This window comes from Azospirillum sp. TSH64, assembly GCF_003116035.1.
Lineage (GTDB): Bacteria > Pseudomonadota > Alphaproteobacteria > Azospirillales > Azospirillaceae > Azospirillum.
In genome coordinates this window covers 4,585,803-4,586,115 of record NZ_LGQW01000015.1, presented here as the reverse complement: position 1 = coordinate 4,586,115, position 313 = coordinate 4,585,803, and the positions used below count along the sequence as shown (strand labels likewise).

The window sequence follows — 313 nt, the reverse complement described above, 5'->3', positions numbered from 1 at the left end:
CAGCGGCATCCCGGCGGGCGCCAGCCTCAGCAATACGGCCGGCAACACGCTGACCATCAGCAACGGCTCGATCACGCTGACGCCGGACCAGCTGGCCGGGCTGAAGATCACGCCGCCGTCGAACAGCGACGATGACTTCACCCTGACCGTCACGACCACGGCGAAGGACGGTGTCGCCACTCCGGTCAGCGTCAGCGCACCGCTGCTGGTGACCGTCAACCCGGTGTCCGACACCCCGACCCTGTCCGTATCGGCCGCCCGCGGCGATGAGGACACCGCGATTCCGCTGACGATCAGCCCGGCCCTGACCGAC

1 protein-coding gene is annotated in these 313 nt (G+C 69.0%); it reads left to right on the top strand.

Features of this window, described 5'->3' with window-relative positions; genetic code table 11:
* A partial coding sequence (locus TSH64_RS35960; RefSeq protein ID WP_199237634.1) for a hypothetical protein occupies positions 1 to 313 on the top strand: 313 nt, incomplete at both ends.